This window comes from Amycolatopsis sp. NPDC045836 (assembly GCF_056431745.1).
Map to the genome: position 1 here is coordinate 290,231 of NZ_JBWKKF010000005.1, position 15,665 is coordinate 305,895.

Sequence of the window (15,665 nt, forward strand, 5' to 3'; positions counted from 1 at the left end):
CCCGCTGGCATGATCCATCCGGGTTGGCCGAGGAGGGGCTGGTGATGGGGTTGGGAGGCGTGGTGTCCGAAGCGACACCGGCACGGTGGAGCACCGAGCGGGTGATCGGCCTGGCGCCGGACGCGGCTTCGGCGCGGGCCGGGCGGGCGCAGGCGGCGCCGGTGCGGTGGTCCGGCGCGGGTGCGTCCGCGGTGGCGGTGTGGGGGTATTGCCAGGGCAGCGGCAAGAAGCCGTACCAGACGTGCGTGGAGCTCGCCGGTCCGGCGTTCCGGTGTTCGTGCCCGAGCCGGAAGTTCCCGTGCAAGCACGCGCTGGGCCTGCTGCTGCGCTGGGCGGGCGGGGAGTTGCCCGAGGAAGCCGAGCCGGACTGGGTCACCACCTGGCTGGCCGAACGCGCCGAGCGGGCCGAACGCACGGAGCAGCGCCGGGAAGGCGCCGGGCCGCGGGATCCGGAAGCCGCCGCCAAGCGCGCCGAGCGCCGGGCCGACCGGGTCGGCGCCGGTGCCACCGAACTGCGGGAATGGCTGCTCGACCAGGTCCGTGCCGGGCTGGCCGGGCTGGATCGCGGTGGTGCCGAAGAACTGCGGCGGGTGGCCGCGCGCATGGTGGACGCGCAGGCGCCCGGCCTGGCCGGTGGCCTGCGGCGCGCGGCCGGGCTGGTCGGCCGGGGCCGGGATTGGCCCAGCCGGGTGCTCGCCGAGTTGTCCCTGCTCTACCTGCTGGCCGAGGCGGGCGCCCGATTGGGCGAGCTGCCGAACGCGCTGGCCGAGACGGTCCGCACCCGGCTGGGGTTCAACACCGAAACCGCCAGGGTGCTCGCGTCCGGGGAGCGGGTCTCGGACACCTGGCTGGTCGGCGGTGTGCTCGACGAAGAACGCGAGCAGCTGGTCACCCGCCGGACGTGGTTGTTCGGCGAGCGGACCGGCCGGGTGGCGCTGGTGCTCTCGTTCGCCCCGCCGGGGCAGCCGCTCAGTTCGGTGCTGCCCGCCGGGCACCGGATCCCGGCGGAACTGGCCTTCCACCCGAGCGCGCTGCCGTTGCGCGCACTGGTCGCCGAGCACGGTGCACCCGTGCCCGCCACCCGGCCGGACGGCGACACCGTGCCTGCCATGCTCGCCGCGCACGCGCGGGCCCTGTCCGCCGATCCGTGGCTGGACCGCTGGCCGGTCCTGCTCTCCGGCCTGCGGCCCGCCCAGCACGGCGGCGAACTAGTTCTGTCCGATGTGGACGGCCAGGTGCTGCCGCTGGTGCCGGGGTTCGACCCGTGGCGCCTGCTCGCGGTCTCCGCCGGCGCGATGATCACCGTGTCCGGCGAATGGAGCCCGGCCGGTCTGCGCCCCCTGCTCAGCTGGGACGGCGACCGGGCGGTGCGCCTGTGATGCCGTTGTCCGGGGCTGCGCAGCACGGCCCGGTGGGTCCGGTCGGCCTTGCCGTCCTCGCCTTCCTCGCCTTCTTCGCCTTCTTCGGCGGGCACGTTCCGGGCTCCCGGCCGGGTTTCGAGCACCGCCAATCCATCGAACCCGCCACTGCGGTCGAGCTCGCGGGCCAGGCTTTCGAGTTGCTCGACGAAAGCCGTCCGGCCGAGGCACCGCGGCACCTCGCCACCTCGGCAACCGGCTCGGCGGCCCCCGCCGACGTGACTCGGCCCCCTTCCCCGGGAGTGACAGTGGATCCGCTCGAAGCGGCGGTGCGATCGTGACGGCGTGGGCCGACCTGGTCGGCGTGGCCCTGCTCGGCACCCGGCGGCGCGCCCCGGAGTTCGACGCCCTGCCGCCCGCCGTGCGGCGGCTGACCGGCGCCCGGAACGATCCGGCCGACGCCCTGCTCACCGCGGGTGCCCTGCTCACCGTCTACCGGCGCGCGGGCTGGGTACCGCAAGGCGCCGCGGAACCGTTGCCGGTGGCCGAAGCCGACGACCGGCCGTACCTGCCGGACGCGGCCAGGGAGCGCCTCGCCCGCCTGCTCACCGCCAGCCGTCCCGAGTTGCTCGGCGAGTGGCTGGGCGTGGTCGCCGAGCGCGGGCTGCGCGTGCCACCGGAACGCCTGCCCGCGCTGGCCGAAGCAGCCAGGGCCAAACCGGCGTTGCGCGGGCCGGTGGCGCTGGTCGCCGGTCCCGCCGGGCGCTGGCTGGCCGGGCTCAACCCGGAGTGGCGCTTCCTCACCGCCGCCGCCCCCGAACCCGGCACCGACGCCTGGCGCTTCGGCTCCCCGGCCCAGCGGCGCTCGTGGCTGGCCGTCGCGCTGGTCGCCGATCCCGACGGCGCCCGCGCCGCGTTCACCGCCAGCTGGGACAGCGAACCCGCCGAGGTCAGGGCCACCGTGCTCGAACTGCTCGGCGAGCACCTGCGGGCGCAGGACGAACCCTTCCTCGAAGCCGCGCTCGGCGATCGGGCGGCTTCGGTGCGCCAGCAGGCGTCGGCCCTGCTGGCCAGGGTGCCCGGGTCCGCCCTCGGCCGCCGCCTGGCCGAGCGGCTGCGCCCGCTGCTCAAGGTGCACGGCGACGTGCTGGACGTCGAGGTCCCCGAAGGCGACACGCGCTGGCTGCGCCAGGTGGTCGCGGCGACCCCGCCGGAGTTCTGGGCCGAATTCGGCTCGCCCGCGGAACTGGTGCGGATGACCGTCCGCGGTGCACCGGCTTCGGTGCTGCGCGAAGGCTGGACCGTGGTCGCGGTGCGGCACCGGGACGCGGACTGGGCGAAGGCGCTGTTCGACGCCGATCCCGGCCGGGCCGACGCGGGCACGCTGATCCAGGTGCTCCCGCCGGCCGAACGCGCCGAGGTGCTCGCGTCGCTGATCCGCCAGGCCCGGCCGGAGGCGGTCGCCCGGCTGGTGGTCGACCTGCCCGCACCCTGGCCACCCGAGGTGGGCACGGTGCTGCTCGACTGGCTGTCCGGCCGGGAGGACACCCGCGCCGTCGCGCACGCCGCGGTCACCATCGCCCGCACGGTGCCGCCGGAGTGCCTCGGGCACCCGCTGGCCACCACCGCCCCCGAACCCGGCTCGGCGCCCTGGCGGCGGGCGCTGGCCGAAACCCTGAACTTCCGTCGTGAGATGTACGAGGAGCTGGCATGACTTCCACTGTGCTGCGGCCGCACGCCGAGCAGGACCACGCCGACGAACTGGCGGCGCTGGCCACCGCCGACGACCGGCCGCGCCCGCCGTCGTGGCGGCTCTCCCCGTGGGCGGTGGTGAAGTACCTGCTCGGCGGCACGCTGGCGGACGGCACCGAGATCACCCCCAAGTACGTCGGTCAGCGGCGGCTGATCGAGGTCGCGGTGGCCACCCTGGCCACCGACCGCGCGCTGCTGCTGCTCGGTGTGCCCGGCACGGCGAAGACCTGGGTGTCCGAGCACCTGGCGGCCGCCATCAGCGGTGACTCCACGCTGCTGGTGCAGGGCACCGCGGGCACCGCCGAGGAAGCCATCCGCTACGGCTGGAACTACGCGCGGCTGATCGCCGAGGGGCCGAGCGAGCAGGCGCTGGTGGAGAGCCCGGTGCTGCGGGCCATGCGCGACGGCCGGATCGCGCGGCTGGAGGAGCTGACCCGCATCCCGGCCGACGTGCAGGACTCGCTGATCACCCTGCTCTCGGAGAAGACGCTGCCGGTGCCGGAGCTGAACACCGAGGTGCAGGCCCGGCCCGGGTTCAACCTGATCGCCACCGCGAACAACCGCGACAAGGGCGTCAACGAGCTGTCCAGCGCGCTGCGCCGCCGGTTCAACACCGTGGTCCTGCCGCTGCCGGATTCCGCCGACGCCGAGGTGGAGATCGTCAGCAGGCGCGTGGCGCAGCTGGGCGCGTCGCTGGAACTGCCGGCCGAGGTCGCCGACCTGGCCGAGATCCGGCGCGTGGTCACGGTGTTCCGCGAACTGCGGGCCGGGCGCACCGAAGACGGCCGCACCGCGGTGAAGTCACCGTCGGGCACGCTGTCCACCGCCGAGGCGATCAGCGTGCTCACCGGTGGCCTGGCGCTGGCCGCGCACTTCGGCGACGGTGTGCTCCGCGCGCACGACGTGGCCGCGGGCATCCTGGGCGCGGTGGTGAAGGACCCGGTCGCCGACCGCGCGATCTGGGTGGAGTACCTGGAAACCGTGGTCCGCGAGCGCGAAGGCTGGGACGACTTCTACCGCGCCGGGCAGGAGATGGCCGGGTGAGCGTGCACCTGCTCGGCATCCGGCACCACGGTCCGGGGTCGGCCAGAGCCGTGCGCACCGAACTGGCCGAGTTGAAGCCGGACGTGGTGCTGATCGAAGGCCCGCCGGAGGCCGACGCGCTGGTGCCGCTGGTCCGTGACCTGCGGCCGCCGGTGGCGCTGCTCGCCTACGCGACCGACGACGTCTCGCGGGCGGCGTTCTGGCCGTTCGCCCTGTTCAGCCCGGAGTGGCAGGCGCTGCGGTACGCGGTCGACCACGAGGTGCCGGTCCACTTCTGCGACCTGCCCGCCGCCTTCCAGTTCGCCGAGCCGGAGGGCGAACGGGGCGTGGGCCGCTCGGGCGACCCGCTGGCCCGCCTGGCCGCGGTGGCCGGGTACGACGACCCGGAACGCTGGTGGGACGACAAGATCGAGCACTGGCGCACCGGCGTCTCGCCGTTCGAGGTGATCGCCGACGCGATGACCGCCCTGCGCGAAGGCGAGCCGGGTGAGCCGAGCGCCCACGAGCAGCGGCGCGAGGCCCACATGCGCACGGTCCTGCGCCGCACGATCAAGCAGGGCTACCAGCGGATCGCCGTCGTCTGCGGTGCCTGGCACGTGCCGGCGCTGGCGAGCCCGCTGCCACCGGCCAACCGCGACCAGGCCGTGCTCAAGGGCCTGCCGAAGCGCAAGGTGGCCTGCACCTGGGTGCCGTGGACGCACGGCCGCCTGGCCGGGTCGAGCGGTTACGGCGCGGGCATCGTTTCACCCGGCTGGTACCACCACCTGTTCACCGTCGACGACGACGTCACCGCCCGGTGGATGACCGACGCCGCCGCGGTGCTGCGCGAGCAGGACCTGCCGGTGTCCACCGCGCACGTGATCGAGGCGGTCCGCCTCGCCGACACGCTCGCCACCCTGCGCGACCGGTCCTCGGCCGGGCTGGCGGAGGTGTCCGAGGCGATCCAGGCGGTGCTCTGCGACGGTGACGAACTGCGCGGGAAGCTGGTCGTCGAAAAGCTGATGGTGGGGGAGCGGCTCGGCGCGGTGTCCGAGCAGGTGCCGCAGGCGCCGCTGGCCGCCGACCTGACCGCCACCGCCAGGCGGTTGCGGCTGCGCCGCGATCCGGTGGTCCGCGAACTGGACCTGGACCTGCGCACCGAGTCCGGGCTGGGCAAGTCGCGCCTGCTGCACCGGCTGCGCATCCTCGGCATCCACTGGGGCGTCCGTGAGGTCTCCGCGATCCGCAGCAAGGGCACCTTCCGCGAGACCTGGGAACTGGCCTGGGAACCCTCGTTCGAGGTGGACCTGATCGCCGCCGCGGTCCACGGCACCACCGTGCCCGCCGCGGCCACCGACGTGGTCCGGAAGGTGGTCGCCGGGCGGCCGCCGCTGCCGGAGATCACCACCGCGGTGGAGGACTGCCTGCTCGCCGACCTCACCGGCGCGCTGCCCGAGGTACTGGCCGCGCTGGACGAACGCGCCGCCGCCGACGCCGACGTGGCGCACCTGATGGCCGCGCTGCCCGCGCTCGCCAGGGTCACCCGCTACGGCGATGTCCGCGGCACCGACGTCGGCGCGTTGCGCGTGGTGGCCGACCGCATGCTGGCGCGCGTGTGCGCCGGATTGCCGCCCGCCGCCCACGGCCTCGACGACGACGCGGCCGCGCGCCTCGGCGAACTCGTCGACGGTGTGCACGAGGCGACCACCCTGCTCGACGACTCCGCGAAGGAACGCTGGCTCGACGCGCTCGCCGGGCTGGTCGACGCCCCCGGCCTGCCCGCGTTGCTCGCCGGGAAACTGGCGCGCCTGCTGCTCGACGCGGACCGCCTGGACGCCGCGGGGGTGGAGGTCCGGCTCGCGCGCGTGCTCACCGCGGGCGTCGAGCCGGTCAAGGGCGCGGCGTACGTGGAGGGCTTCTTCGCCGGCGGCGCCCTGCTGCTGGTGCACGACGACCGGCTGCTCCGGGTGATCGACGGCTGGCTCGACGCCATTCCCGCCGAGCAGTTCACCGAGGTGCTGCCATTGCTGCGCCGTACGTTCGGGGCGTTCGCCGGGCCGGAGAAGCGGGCCATCGGCGAACGCGCGGCCGGCCTGGCTCGCGGCGGTGGCCTGCGGAAGGCGGCCGTGGCCGAGGAACTCGACGAGCGCCGGGCCGAGGCCGTGCTGCCGGTGCTCGCGACGCTGCTGGGGGTGGGTGCGTGACCGAGGAACGCCTGCGGAAGTGGCGGCTGGTGCTCGGCGGTGAGGACGACGGCACCGGCGCCGGATTGTCCGATGAGGACAGTGGGGTGGACGGCGCGCTGGCCGCGTTGTACGACCCGCCGCCGGACGAGGCCCGTGGTGGCCGCCGCACCGGCGGCCTCGGCGGTTCGTCCCCGCGGGTGGCGCGCTGGCTCGGCGACATCCGCCGGTACTTCCCCGGCACCGTGGTCCAGGTGATGCAACGCGACGCCGTGGACCGCCTCGGGCTGACCCGGATGCTGCTCGAACCGGAGCTGCTCGCCGCCGTCGAGCCGGACATCCACCTCGTCGGCACGTTGCTCTCGCTGAACAGCGTGCTGCCGCAGGAAACCAAGGAGACCGCACGCGGGGTGGTCCGCGAGGTGGTCGCCGAACTGGAGGACCGGCTGGCCGAGCCGACCAGGGCCGCCGTGCGCGGCGCGCTCGACCGCGCCGCCCGCACGCACCGGCCGCGCCTGTCCGACGTCGACTGGTCGCGCACCATCCGCACCAATCTCCGGCACTACTCGCCCGAACTGGGCACGGTCATCCCGGAGCGGCTGATCGGGTACGGCCGCCGGGCGCGCCAGGTGCGGCGCGAGGTGATCCTGTGCGTCGACCAGTCCGGTTCGATGGCCGAGTCGGTGGTGTACTCGGGCGTGTTCGGCGCGGTGCTGGCTTCGATGCATTCGCTGAGCACGCGGTTCGTCGCCTTCGACACCGCGGTCGCCGACCTGACCGAGCACCTCGCCGATCCGGTGGACGTGCTGTTCGGCACCCAGCTCGGCGGCGGCACCGACATCAACCGCGCGCTGACCTACTGCCAGGGCCTGATCACCAGTCCGGCGAACACGCTGCTGGTGCTGATCAGCGACCTGTACGAAGGCGGTGTCCGGGAGGACCTGCTGCGCCGGGCGGCCGAACTGACCGCCGCGGGTGTGCAGATGGTGACGTTGCTCGCGCTGTCGGATTCCGGCGCCCCCGCCTACGACCGGGAGAACGCCGCCGCGCTGGCCGAGCTCGGGGTGCCCGCGTTCGCCTGCACGCCCGACCTGTTCCCGGAGCTGATGGCCGCCGCCATCCGGCGGGACGACCTCGGCCAGTGGGCGGCTCGCATGACGGGAGCGGAACGCTAAGGTCGCGGTTGTGAAAGCCGCCCACCGCCGTGTTGTTTCCAGTTTGCTGTCCACGTTGCTGCTGGGCGCACTGGTGACCAGCCCGGTCGCCCAGGCGCGGCCGGTGCCGGTCGCGGCGGAGGCCACCGGCTTCGACCGCGGCCTGAGCCAGCGCATCGCCCGCGCCGAGCTGTACGCCCGCGGCCGCCCGGGCTTCGCCGGGCTGGTGGTGCACGACCGGAAGACCGGCGCCGCCTGGCGCAACGCCCACTCGGACACGCTGATCTGGGCCTGCTCCACGCCGAAGCTGGCGATGGCGGTCGACCTGCTGCTGCGGGACGACTCGGGGGCCGTCGAACTGACCGACGAGGACCGCGCGCTGATGCACGCGATGCTGAACACCAGCGACAACGACGCCGCCCACACCCTGTGGAACCGCTACGGCGGCGAAGACTTCGCCACGCGCTTCCCGTTCTACGGCATGACCGACATGCGGTTCACCGACGAGCACCCGCACCACTGGGGCTGGATCCTGACCACCGCCAACGACCTCGACCGCCTGATGAACTTCGTGCTGGAGGAGCTGCCCGAGCGGCACCGCGAATACCTCGTCGGTGAACTGCGCGCGGTGGACGCCAACCAGCAGTGGGGTGTGTGGGGCGCCGGCCCGGCCGCGGAACCTGGCAACAAGAACGGCTGGTCCGACGACAACGACGACGGCTCGTGGCTGGTGAACACCGTCGGCTTCGTCGGCCCCGGCGAGCGCTACACGGTGGCCGTCATGAACAACACCCAGGTCGTCGAGGGCGGCTTCGAAACCGGCGTCGAAACCACCACCCGCATCAACCAGATCCTGTTCGACGGCTACTTCGGCTAGGGCACGTTCAGCGCCGGGTTCCGGTCGAAGAAACCGGTCGGCTTCAGGGTGAACTTCGCGTGGTCGACCGGCATGATCGGCCAGTCCTCCAGCCGCGGCACGTGCGTCGGGCCGAAGGTGTGCCACAGCACGATGTCCTGGCCGTCGATGTCGCGACCGGCGGCGGTGTACGCGGGCAACCCTGCACCGCCCGGGCTCTGGTTCACGAAATCGCCTGCCGCGTACCGCTCGCCGGGGTCGTACCTGGTGACCCACAGGTGCTTGGTGGCGAACGCCGCCCGCGAGGCGATCATCGAATCGGGGTGCGCGAGCAGCGCCGGTGACTGCTGCACCTTGAGCGTGTACCCGACGGGCTCACCCATCCGGTTCAGCTTGCCGGGGTTGACGATGCGCCAGACCCGGTTCGGCGCGGCCTCGCGGGCCGTCTCGCTGGTCAGCCGCGTCGTGCGGGTGCTGAACGCGTTGCCGTGCGGATTGGCCTCGTCCATCGGCCGCGCCACCACGTCGATTTCGTCGACGGCGTTCGCGTCACCGTCGATCGTCAGGTCGAGGCGCGCGCAGAACAGGTGCTGGTGGTAGGGCGCGCCGAGTCCCGGCGCGACCTGGGTGGCGAATTCCGAACCTTCTTCGGGATAGGCCGAGGTGAACAGGATCCCGGTGAGCTTGACCTCGCATTCGATGGTGCCGTCGAGGTAGAGGTACCAGTAGAAGCCGTAGTCGTAATTTCCGACGGTGGTGAAGAAGCTGATCACCAGGCGGCGCTGCCTGCGGGTGTCGGCGATCTCGGTGAACAGGTCGGTGTGCTTCCACAGCGTGCCGAAATCCTCCTCGTGCACGCAGATCGCGTTCTCGATGGTCCGGGGACCGCCCAGTTCGTCGGCCACGGTGACGTCGAGATAGGTGATCTCGCCGAGGCAGTCGCACCCCAGCTTCAGCGAGTTCGCGTAACGGCCGAACAGGTACTCGCCGGTGTCGAAGTAGTTCTGCCAGAAGCGCACCGGCGACGGATCGGCGTACGGCACGACCATTTCCGCGATCGACGCCCGGTGCGCGATCGGCCGCCCGGCGAACGCGAGCTGCCGCAGGATTAGCCCTTCACGGGTGTCGAACCCGACGCGCAACGACCAGTTCGCCCAGTGCAGTTCGTCGCCGTCGAACCGGAACGACGGCCCCTCCGGCTGCCGGATCTCGATCGGCTTGAGCCCTTCGAGCGGCGGCCCGGCGAGTTCGGGTTCCTGGTAGTTGCCGGATTCGGCGGGCACGTCGAAAACGCGGTGGTCGATCAGCTTGTGCAGTTTGCGCTCGATCAGGTCGACATAGGCGCAGAGCCCGTCGACCGGATGCGCCCAGCAGTGGTCCTTCGGGTGGTCCTGCCGAAAAACGAGCACACGCAGCAGGCGCTTGCCCTCCTCGTCCGGATAACCGTAGTTGCCCGCCGACAACGGCGCGAAAATCACCGAGCCCGGGTCGACGCCACGCTTCTCCAGTGCGTCCAGCCATTCCGGCGACTCGTTGAGGATCGGCCCGATGATGCCGAATTCCTCGTCGAGGATCGGCAGTTGACCGAGCGCGGCGTCCACCGGCGTCACCTCGGCGGTCTCGCTCGTCAACGAAACGCGCGCGTCGCTCGCGGCGCCGGTTCCGAGGTCGAGCAGCAGCACCCGAGCACGCCGGTCCGGTGCGCGGTCGCGTTTGTCGGGTTCCTCCAAGCCGACGTAGGCGAAGCGCGTGCCCGTGCCGACGTGCCCGCCATCGGTGAGCACGCGCCGGACGACGTTGATTTCGTCAGCAGTGAGCGCGGAGAGCGGATGCGACGTCATTCTTCTACCGTCGATGACCTCCGCTCGCTTGTCATCATCGGCCGCGCGGATTTGACCCGAATGCCGCCAGCGCCTGGACTCAACGTCCACGCCCTGGACACTTTGTCTATAGTGAGACCCATGGGCACTCCGTACCTCGCGCTCGACCGGGCCAAGCTCGAAGCGAACATCCACCGCCTGCGCACCCGGCTCGGCAGCACCACGCTGCGGCCACACGTGAAAACCGCGAAGTCGATCGAGGTCGCGCGCCTGCTGTTCGACGGCGGTCCGGGCCCGATCACCGTCTCCACCCTCGCCGAAGCAGAAGCGTTCGCCGACGCCGGCTTCACCGACATCGTCTACGCGGTCGGCTTCTCACCCGACAAGCTCGACCGCGTGCGGGCGTTGCGCAACCGCGGCGTGGACCTCGTCGTCCTGCTCGACAGCGTGGACCAGGTCGTGCCCGGCATCCCCGCCCTGATCGAGGTCGACTGCGACGGCCACCGCGGCGGCATCCTGCCCGGCGACCCCGTCGCCCTGGAGATCGCGCAGGCCCTCGGTGCCGAACTGCGCGGTGTGCTGACCCACGCCGGCGAGTCCTACTTCGCCGACAGCCCGGCTGCCCTCGCCGCCGCCGCGGAACAGGAGCGACTGGCCGCGGTGACCGTCGCCGACGAACTCCGGCGCGCCGGGCACGAGGTTCCGGTGGTCAGCGTCGGCTCCACCCCGACCGCGCACTTCGCCGAGGACCTCACCGGCGTCACCGAAGTCCGCGCGGGCAACTTCGTCTTCTTCGACCTGGTGATGGCCGGCATCGGCGTCTGCGAAATCGACGACCTCGCGTTGAGCGTGGTCACCACGGTGATCGGCCACCGCCGCGACAAGGGCTGGATCCTCACCGACGGCGGCTGGATGGCGACCTCACGCGACCGCGGCACCGCCCGCCAGCGCGTCGACCAGCGCTACGGCCTCGTCGCGGAAATCGACGGCGGCCTCTACCCGGATCTCCTGATGACCGACGCCAGCCAGGAACACGGCATCCTCGCCCTCCGGCCGGGCAGCACCGAAACCCTGCCGGACCTGCCGATCGGCACCCGGGTCCGCATCCTGCCGAACCACGCCTGCGCGACCGCCGCCCAGCACGACGAGTACCACTTGGACCACGGCGAACGGTGGCGTCGCGTGCGTGGATGGTGAACCATGTCGCGGTGCTCAGGTATCGGATCACCTCGCTGCTGACCGCCGCACTGCTCACCGCGACCGGCCTCGTCACCCCGGCGGCCCAGGCCCAGGAACCGGGACCGGCCGCCCCGGCGTCGTTGCGGCTCGCCACCCCGCCGATGGGCTGGAACCACTGGAACAAGTTCCGTTGTCAGATCGACGAGCGCATCGTCCGTGAAATCGCCGACGCCATGGTGTCGACCGGCTTGCGCGACGCCGGTTACCAGTACGTCAACGTGGACGACTGCTGGCAGGCCACCGCCCGTGACGCCGGCGGCCGGCTGACCTCGGACCCGGTCACCTTCCCCAGCGGCATGGCCGCCCTCGCCGACTACGTCCATGCCCGCGGCCTCAAGTTCGGCATCTACACCGCTGTCGGCGAAAAATCGTGCGAAGGCCGCCCGGCCAGCGGTGGCCACTACACCGGGGACGCGGCCACCTTCGCCGCATGGGGCGTCGACTACGTGAAGCTCGACTGGTGCGGCGCGACCGGTGACCCCCACGCGCTGACCAGCGAGTTCCGTGCCGCGCTGGACGCGACGGGGCGGTCCATGGCGCTCGGCATCTCGCGTCACGGCTCCCCGTGGTTGTGGCCGGACCGCCCGGCTGACCTGTGGCGCACCTCGGCCGACATCGACGACGAGTGGCACAGCATGCTCCGCAACGCCGAAGAGGAAGCCGGCCTGTCCGGCGCCGCCGGCGCGGGCAAGGGCTGGAACGACCCGGACATGCTGCAGATCGGCAACGGGAAGATGAGCGCGACCGAGTACCGCGCGCACTTCAGCCTGTGGGCCGTGCTCGCCGCGCCGCTGCTGATGGGCAACGACCTGCGGCAGATGGATCCCGAGACGCTGAGCACCCTCGCCAATCGCGAGGTCATCGCCGTCGACCAGGACCCGCTCGGCGTGCCGGGGGAGCGGTTGCGGACCAACGGCGGCGAAGAGGTCTGGGCACGCCCGCTCGCGGGCGGCGACGTCGCCGTCGTGCTGTTCAACCGAGGCCCGCACTCGGCGGAAATCCGGACCACCGCCCGCGAGGTCGGCCTACGCCCGGCCTGGGGTTACCAGCTGCGCGACCTCTGGACCGGCCGGGAAGGCGCCACGACCGGCGGCATCTCAGCCGACGTACCACCCCACGGCGCCGCGATGTTCCGGGTGAAGCCGAACGCGCACGGGCCCGCTTGGTCGACCCCCTCCGCCGACGCCGACTACCTCGAACCCGGCCGCCCCACCACGGTCCGGGTGTCACCCGGCGCCACGCTCGACGCACCGGAAGGCTGGCAGGTGCACCGCTTGTCGGGCACCCGGTTCGAAGTCACCGCCCCGGCCGACGCGCCAACCGGCCCAGCCGGCCTGCGGTTGCGTGCCGGTCGTCAGCAAATCGAACACACCGTGATCGTGCCGCCCGCACCGCCGAAGGGCGTCGGCGCCTTGTCGAACCACCCCCGCCTCGAGACCGACAACGGCTGGTACCTGCCGATGAAGATCAACCGGTCGTTCGGTCCCGACGACTTCTGCGGTGACTGCCCCGGCGGCCCGCTGACCATCGGCGACCAGACCTTCGAAACCGGCCTCGGCACCTACGCCTCCGCGCAGGTCAGCTACTACCTCGGCGAATCGTGCGACAGCGTCGCACTCGCCGCCGGCATCGACCGCGAGGTGCTGACCATGGATTGGCCGGGCGCGCACAACGTCAAGGGCACCGCCGAGTTCGTCGTTTATGCCGACGGCCGGCCGGTCTTCGAAACCGGTCTGCTCAAGGCCGGTGAACCGGCGAAGCAAGCGACGCTCGACACCCGTGGCGTGCGGGAACTGAAGCTGGTCAACCACAGCGGCGGCGACGGCAACTTCGCCGACCACGCCGACTGGGGCGACCTGCGGTTCAGCTGCCGAGACTAAGTACGGGCGGGCTTGAGCGGGTCGTGCCCGATCGACATCAGCTTGTGCCGCCAGGCGGCCTGACCCTGGGTCGGCTCCAGGTCGTCGCGCCGCTCGGCGTGCACCCGGTCGACCACCTTGCGCATGACGCGTTCGTCCTCGTTGTCGACGTCCACCCGCCGCTTGCGCAACACGGCGAGCACCTTCCTGCCCAGGTCACGGCCCGCCTGATCCGGCAACGCCTCGCCTTCGGGCCCGGAGTCGTCGGTGCGCAGCCATTCGTCCAGCTCGCGGGAGGTCATGTTCACCACCCGGTGGAACTCGTTCCACAATTCATCGTCGAGGGACGGCATACTCGCCTCCGTTCGTCGCTTTCGGCGATGATCGAGTACCCACCCGCCCGGGGTCTATTCGAACGCGCCCCGTCAGCCGAGACCCAGCTTCCCGGCGAGCCTGCCGATCCACGCGGTGACCTCGGCGGGTTCGCGATCGGGCAGGCCGAAGATCAATTCGGTCACCCCGATCGACGCGAGGTGCGCGATCCGGTCCGGATGGGGCTTGCCGCTCAACGCGGCGACCTCCGGCACACCGGCTCGCCCGGACTCCCGCCAGATCCGGTGCAGCAGCACGACCTGGTCGTCGATGTCCGCGGTGCTCGCATCGGACGGCGTGGTGAGCCAGCCGTCGGCCGACTTCGCGATCCACCGGAACGTCTTCTCGGTGCCCCCGGCGCCGATCAGCACCGGAATGCGCGGCTGAACCGGCTTCGGCCAGGCCCAACTCGCCCCGAACGAGACGTATTCCCCGGCGTAGCTGGCCTCGTCGTCGGTCCACAGTGCACGCATCGCTTCGAGGTACTCACGCAGCACCGCCCGCCGTTTCGCCCCTGGCACCCCGTGGTCGGCGAGTTCGTCGACGTTCCAGCCGAACCCGGCCCCGATGGTGACCCGCCCGCCGGACAGGTGATCCAGGCTGGCGATGGTCTTCGCCAGCGTGATCGGATCGCTCTCCACCGGCAGCGCCACCGCGGTCGCCAGCCGGATGCGCGTGGTCACCGAAGCGGCGGTCGCCAGCGCCACCCACGGGTCGAGCGTGCGCAGATAGCGGTCGTCCGGCAACGCGGCACCGCCGGTGCGCGGATGCGGCGCTTCGCGCTTGACCGGGATGTGCGTGTGCTCCGGCACGTAGAACGTGTCGAAACCGGCTGCTTCGGCGGCTTGGGCTGCGGCGGCGGGCGTGATGCCCCGGTCGCTGGTGAACAGCACGATCCCGTGTCTCACCCGTCGCACGTTATTAGAACGTGTTTCAATTCGCAATCTGGCTCGGTGTCGCGGCAACGGCGTGACCGGCGCCGGAGCCGTCGGCTCGCGCGACAATCCGCCCGCCCCTGATGCGAACCGCACACTCGGTCTCATCGCTGACTCCACCTACCCCCATCGCCGCAGCCAGCGCCCCCTGTGTATCGCATACGATGTGCAGTCCTGGCCAGGCTGAAGCCGGGAATGCGGAGCGCAAGCAGTTGGCGAGCTCGGCAACGACGACCCGGGCAAGCGGCAACAGCTCCTCAGGCGAGCTGCTCACCAGCACAGCGGTGACCTCGCCGCCCAATCGAACGGCCTGCTCCACAGCGGCCAGCCGATGCAGTCCGAGAACCACCACGAGCCCGTCGCTATCCAGCGAAACGTTCTCACGATGCACAAGATCGACAACCGGCGGCGCCGTCCACGGCTCATCGACCTTCCGACTCGCCGGGATCGTCGACGGCCCCGCCCACCAGTCGTTGAGTTCGAGCCCCGCCAGCCGCTCGCACGCGCTCACCACGTCGAACGGTTCGACGAACCCCGGCGCCGACGCGGCCAGCCGACTCGCACCCTGCAACGTCGTCCAGATCGACTCGGCGGTGCGCACCAGGCGGCGCGGCGGTGCGCCCGGCGGACGCTCCGGCGGCTGCAACCGCTCCATCGCCAAGCCGAGCAACAACGCGTCGAGCTTCATCAACTGCGCGAACGCCTTGCGCAACCGATCGTCCGAGCTGACCTCGGCCACCAGGTCCCGGCCGACGTGCGTTTCATCGACGAGCATGGTCACCCACGTACGGGCGAACGCTCCCAGCGCCCCCCGCAGATCACGCCCGGGTTCGGCATGGGGCGGAGCGGTCGTCCGCTCGGCCAACTCCGCCAGCACCTCGAAGTACAGAGCGCGCTTGCCGGGGAAGTTCGAATAGACCGCGCCCCGGGTCAGCTCCGCGCGTTCGGCGATCGCATCGACCTTCGCGTCCCGGAAGCCGCGTTCGGTGAACTCCTCGCGAGCGGCTTCAAGCACCTTCGCCCGATTCCGTTCCTGCAGCTCCGCCCTGCTGAGCCGGACCATCGCTTCCCTCCAGCAGCCACCGTGCAGATGACGCTAACATCCGACACCGCG

At 71.9% G+C, this 15,665-nt stretch carries 13 protein-coding genes; 9 read left to right on the forward strand and 4 right to left on the reverse strand.

Annotated elements, in window-relative coordinates; genetic code table 11:
- Positions 1-44: 44 nt before the first annotated feature.
- From AC07EG_RS11110 to AC07EG_RS11140, 7 genes are read left to right on the forward strand one after another with little or no spacing between them, the layout of a single operon-like run.
- On the forward strand, positions 45-1,379 hold the full coding sequence (locus AC07EG_RS11110) for an SWIM zinc finger family protein (protein WP_478253088.1): 1,335 nt from the start codon (positions 45-47) through the stop codon (positions 1,377-1,379).
- A complete protein-coding gene (locus AC07EG_RS11115; RefSeq protein ID WP_478252890.1) occupies positions 1,379-1,699 on the forward strand; it encodes a hypothetical protein in 321 nt (106 codons plus the stop codon). The genes AC07EG_RS11110 and AC07EG_RS11115 overlap by 1 nt, the downstream gene beginning before the upstream one ends.
- Positions 1,696-3,072: a DUF5691 domain-containing protein gene (locus tag AC07EG_RS11120; RefSeq protein ID WP_478252891.1), complete on the forward strand. Its 1,377-nt coding sequence runs from the start codon at positions 1,696-1,698 to the stop codon at positions 3,070-3,072. The genes AC07EG_RS11115 and AC07EG_RS11120 overlap by 4 nt, the downstream gene beginning before the upstream one ends.
- Entirely contained in the window at positions 3,069-4,154 is a 1,086-nt protein-coding gene (locus AC07EG_RS11125) for an ATP-binding protein (RefSeq protein ID WP_478252892.1), read from the forward strand. The genes AC07EG_RS11120 and AC07EG_RS11125 overlap by 4 nt, the downstream gene beginning before the upstream one ends.
- Positions 4,151-6,337 carry a DUF5682 family protein gene (locus AC07EG_RS11130; RefSeq protein WP_478252893.1) on the forward strand — a complete coding sequence of 729 codons (2,187 nt, stop codon included), beginning with the start codon at positions 4,151-4,153 and terminating at the stop codon, positions 6,335-6,337. Before AC07EG_RS11125 ends, AC07EG_RS11130 begins: the two co-directional genes overlap by 4 nt.
- Positions 6,334-7,491 (forward strand): VWA domain-containing protein, encoded by a 1,158-nt coding sequence (locus tag AC07EG_RS11135; RefSeq protein ID WP_478252894.1) that lies wholly within the window; start codon positions 6,334-6,336, stop codon positions 7,489-7,491. The genes AC07EG_RS11130 and AC07EG_RS11135 overlap by 4 nt, the downstream gene beginning before the upstream one ends.
- Positions 7,492-7,534: 43 nt before the next feature.
- Positions 7,535-8,347, forward strand: coding sequence for a serine hydrolase (locus tag AC07EG_RS11140; RefSeq protein WP_478252895.1), 813 nt, complete (start codon positions 7,535-7,537; stop codon positions 8,345-8,347).
- On the opposite strand, the gene AC07EG_RS11145 is transcribed toward AC07EG_RS11140, so the two are convergent.
- Positions 8,344-10,167, reverse strand: a complete 1,824-nt coding sequence (locus tag AC07EG_RS11145; protein WP_478252896.1) for a primary-amine oxidase — start codon at positions 10,165-10,167, stop codon at positions 8,344-8,346. The genes AC07EG_RS11140 and AC07EG_RS11145 overlap by 4 nt on opposite strands.
- 120 nt (positions 10,168-10,287) lie before the next feature.
- Here AC07EG_RS11145 and AC07EG_RS11150 point away from each other — a divergent pair, with 120 nt between their 5' ends.
- Complete coding sequence (locus AC07EG_RS11150) at positions 10,288-11,343, forward strand: alanine racemase (RefSeq protein WP_478252897.1); 1,056 nt, start codon at positions 10,288-10,290, stop codon at positions 11,341-11,343.
- On the forward strand, positions 11,337-13,265 hold the full coding sequence (locus tag AC07EG_RS11155) for an NPCBM/NEW2 domain-containing protein (RefSeq protein ID WP_478252898.1): 1,929 nt from the start codon (positions 11,337-11,339) through the stop codon (positions 13,263-13,265). Before AC07EG_RS11150 ends, AC07EG_RS11155 begins: the two co-directional genes overlap by 7 nt.
- Here the strand turns inward: AC07EG_RS11155 and AC07EG_RS11160 are convergent.
- The 3 genes from AC07EG_RS11160 to AC07EG_RS11170 all read right to left on the reverse strand — a co-directional run bounded on the left by AC07EG_RS11160 (position 13,262) and on the right by AC07EG_RS11170 (position 15,614).
- The gene (locus AC07EG_RS11160; RefSeq protein WP_478252899.1) at positions 13,262-13,597 is read right to left on the reverse strand and encodes a DUF3140 domain-containing protein; all 336 of its coding nucleotides are present in this window, start codon (positions 13,595-13,597) and stop codon (positions 13,262-13,264) included. The two genes, AC07EG_RS11155 and AC07EG_RS11160, sit on opposite strands and share 4 nt — an antisense overlap.
- 72 nt (positions 13,598-13,669) lie before the next feature.
- On the reverse strand, positions 13,670-14,524 hold the full coding sequence (locus AC07EG_RS11165) for an LLM class F420-dependent oxidoreductase (protein WP_478252900.1): 855 nt from the start codon (positions 14,522-14,524) through the stop codon (positions 13,670-13,672).
- A gap of 25 nt (positions 14,525-14,549) precedes the next feature.
- On the reverse strand, positions 14,550-15,614 hold the full coding sequence (locus AC07EG_RS11170) for a TetR/AcrR family transcriptional regulator (protein ID WP_478252901.1): 1,065 nt from the start codon (positions 15,612-15,614) through the stop codon (positions 14,550-14,552).
- Positions 15,615-15,665 lie beyond the last annotated feature (51 nt).